The sequence below is a fragment of the Microcystis sp. M079S1 genome (genome assembly GCF_020246425.1).
Lineage (GTDB): Bacteria > Cyanobacteriota > Cyanobacteriia > Cyanobacteriales > Microcystaceae > Microcystis > Microcystis aeruginosa.
Map to the genome: position 1 here is coordinate 1 of NZ_JADBSZ010000352.1, position 3,200 is coordinate 3,200.

The 3,200-nt window shown below is 41.0% G+C and carries 2 protein-coding genes and 2 pseudogenes; 3 read left to right on the forward strand and 1 reads right to left on the reverse strand.

Annotated features, from left to right (window positions below; genetic code table 11):
• A pseudogene (locus IM456_RS22665) lies at positions 1 to 616 on the reverse strand (IS630 family transposase); the annotation flags it as partial.
• Positions 617 to 1,536: 920 nt separating this feature from the next.
• Between IM456_RS22665 and IM456_RS22670 the strand changes: the two are divergent.
• The 3 genes and pseudogenes from IM456_RS22670 to IM456_RS22680 form a co-directional block, all read left to right on the forward strand.
• Positions 1,537 to 2,013 (forward strand): YbjN domain-containing protein, encoded by a 477-nt coding sequence (locus tag IM456_RS22670; RefSeq protein ID WP_149988243.1) that lies wholly within the window; start codon positions 1,537 to 1,539, stop codon positions 2,011 to 2,013.
• Entirely contained in the window at positions 1,976 to 2,737 is a 762-nt protein-coding gene (locus IM456_RS22675) for a lipoate--protein ligase family protein (RefSeq protein WP_149988244.1), read from the forward strand. Before IM456_RS22670 ends, IM456_RS22675 begins: the two co-directional genes overlap by 38 nt.
• Before the next feature lie 325 nt (positions 2,738 to 3,062).
• Positions 3,063 to 3,200, forward strand: a pseudogene (locus tag IM456_RS22680) (photosystem II D2 protein (photosystem q(a) protein)); the annotation flags it as partial.

Sequence of the window (3,200 nt, forward strand, 5' to 3'; positions counted from 1 at the left end):
GACCAATTTCCACAGCCTTTCAATTAAATTGAGATTAGGCAATAAGACGGCAGATAGAGTAATTCTATTGACAAAGAAAGAGCCAATTCTTCAACAATTTTACATTTTTGATAGCGGGCATTATCTAAGACTAGAGTGATGAGAATAGTTAGTCCTAAAGCAGCTATTTTTTCAAGAAGTTCACAGACTTGAGTTGCTGTAATATAAGTGTCATTCGTAACCAGAATAACTTCATGGGTTATTGCATTTAATGCTCCTAAAACATTGAAGCGGTTACGCCCGCTCGGTGACTTAACGAAAAGTCTCTCAAAACACCAAACAAAACCGAGAAAAGTTCCCATAACAAAGTGAGCGGCATCAACAAAAAAACAGCCCTTTTTCCTTCTTTTGCCTCATTTAGTCTGGGTTCTAGCTTTTTTTCTTTGTAGTCTTCTTGTTCATCCCGGTCAGCTTTAGAAGGAAGAGAAACTACTTTTATACATTTCATTCCCATTGATTTTAAGAATTTCCTCACTTGAGTAGGACTTCGTTTTATTCCCGTCAATTCTTCTCTCCTATATACAGCTTCATTTATTGTGGCTGGTGGATTTTTCTCGAAATATTTTTGTAAGGATTCAGGTCATACAAAAAGCAGTCAAACCCATGCTGTGTAAGCATTTAGGCGAATTATGTCCAAATCCTCATTCTCATTAAGAAACGCTGAAAGCCTTAATTTTCCTGCTTATTGAGAATGAAACTGTTAGTTTAGCGAGTTCTGAGATTTTAGAAGCCGCTCTGTGACTGCATTTGAGGCACCTGAATCCTTACGAGGACGCTGGTTATCAAAGAGATTTTTATCTTGAATACGATGCCAGTGATTCTATTTATTTTATTGTTGTAAAAAAAGCTAATATAAAGATTAAAAAAATAAATTGATGATTGATGTCATACTAAATCCAGTTATTAAAAACTGATTATTTATTCTCCCTTTTGCCTTTTGCCTCTCCTGATATGTAGCCTATACTCAACGGATTTAGTATCAACATTCGTTTAGCAACTCCTTTGCCTTCAGAAATGTCAGCAATAGATATTGAAAATAGAGAAGAAGAAAACGACTCCTGATCTAGTTTGTAGGATGGCGACCCGCGCGGGGATGATTTTTTCCAAGTTCCAATCCTCACCCAGAGCTTAAATCGTAGGGTGCGCCCTTCGATAGCTCAACGCACCAATTTGATGATAAATTTGGTGCGTGGGGTGCGGATTGTTAATTTTGGTTTGTTAACACAATTAGTAACCGCCTAACGCATCCTACAGGATCGGCTACCAAGTCAGGTGTTTACTCAAATGCTTGATCAAATTTTGATTAATTGGGGTTAGAGATTGTTCAGGGGAAGTGGGAAGTAGAAAGTGGCAAGTGGGAAATGGGGAAATGGGGAAATTTCAACTAAAACCCCAACACCCGAAAACCCCAACACCCCAGTCCCCCAATCCGAATGTCTTTTTTTCTTTTCCCTTGGGTGGGATAAGATTGTGATCGATCGAGTTTAGGGAATTTTTATGACCACGGAAAGTTTAGCGACTTCAGAAGCAATAGAGTCAATGTCCGATGAATTTCTGGCTAGTACGAGCAGTCACCAAGAAATGATTGAAACGGTTATTTCTACCCTGCAGCAGAATGATACTGCTATGGTACAACATACAGAAAAAGGTTATCTTTGGAAGTTTCAGTATGGTAGCGTTGAGGTATTTGTGCAGTTAACCGGGGAAAGCGATGATGATTTTCTCACGGTGTGGTCTTCTGTGCTGAAATTACCTGTTCAGGATGAATTGGGATTAACCCGCAAGTTATTAGCGATGAATTGTGCCGAAACCTTTGAATCTCATTTTGCCATTATGAATGATCAGGTGGTGGTGATTTCTCAGCGTACTGTGGCCGATTTGTCTGCTGGGGAGATTTCGCGAGCAATTACTCTCGTGGCGACGGTAGCAGATAATAATGATGAAATGTTACGAGAATCCTTTGGTGGCAGCTAAAATTTGGCGTTATATCCCTCCAATTATCTCATCGGCAGAGCTACAAATGGCGATCGATTCTTGGTTACTAGAACAACACCTTTGCGGTCATCATCCCCCGACTCTGCGTTTTTATCAATGGTCGCCCCCGGCTATTTCCTTGGGCTATCATCAACGACAATATCCCGATTTTTGGCGTAATTTGACTTGGCAAGGTCAAAAAATCTCCCTAGTTCGTCGTCCTACTGGTGGCCGGGCTGTACTACATCAGGGGGATTTGACTTATATGGTGGTAAATTCGGGGATGAAGGGGAACATTAGGGAAGTTTACTGTCAAATATGTCAATTTTTAATCACAGGCTGGCAAAATCTCGGACTGGAATTGTCCTACGGTGCTGCTGGCCGGGGATATATCCATTCTGCTAACTGTTTCGGTACGGCTACCGGTGCAGATCTAGTCGATAATTGGGGGAACAAATTTATTGGTAGCGCCCAACTGCAACGGGGTTCCTCTGTTCTCCAACATGGTTCCATGGTGCTAGAGCAAGATAATTCGCTGTTTGAGCAAGTTTTCGGCAGTGCTGCCCCTAAAAAGCTGAATTTAGCCCCAGATTTGACCCTAGAGACCCTTATCGCTACCCTGAAAACCGCCGCCGAGGATTGCTTTGATTGTCAATTGCTAGAGCAACCCCTCGAGGATTGGGAATGGCGATCAATTAAAAAAATAAATATAAATACTCATTGACAAAAAAGCTTTTATGTGTATAAAAAATCAATTATGAGTCAAGTTGTATAGATTTGTAATTTTTTGCTAATAATGGTTAAAGGTAGATAGAGGCCACAAGAAACCAAAGTCTTACCAAACTCGAAATTATTGTCTAGCTTGTGCTAGTTTAAGAAACGTTAATCTTTTACAGTTTGTGAGGATTAACAGGCGATCGCATCTAGTTTAGTCAAGCTAATCCAGTCAATCGATCGCGCCATCTTATAAGACAATGGGAGTAATCCCAGACTCAAAAAAGTTAAGAAATCTTGCCCGTGATTTCAGTTAAGCAAGAGGAAAAATACCCATGACCATTGCTGTCGGACGCGCCCCAGAAAGAGGGCTGTTTGATGCTCTCGATGACTGGCTCAAAAGAGACCGTTTCGTCTTCATCGGTTGGTCTGGTTTACTACTCTTCCCCTGCGCCTTCATGGCCCTAGGTGGA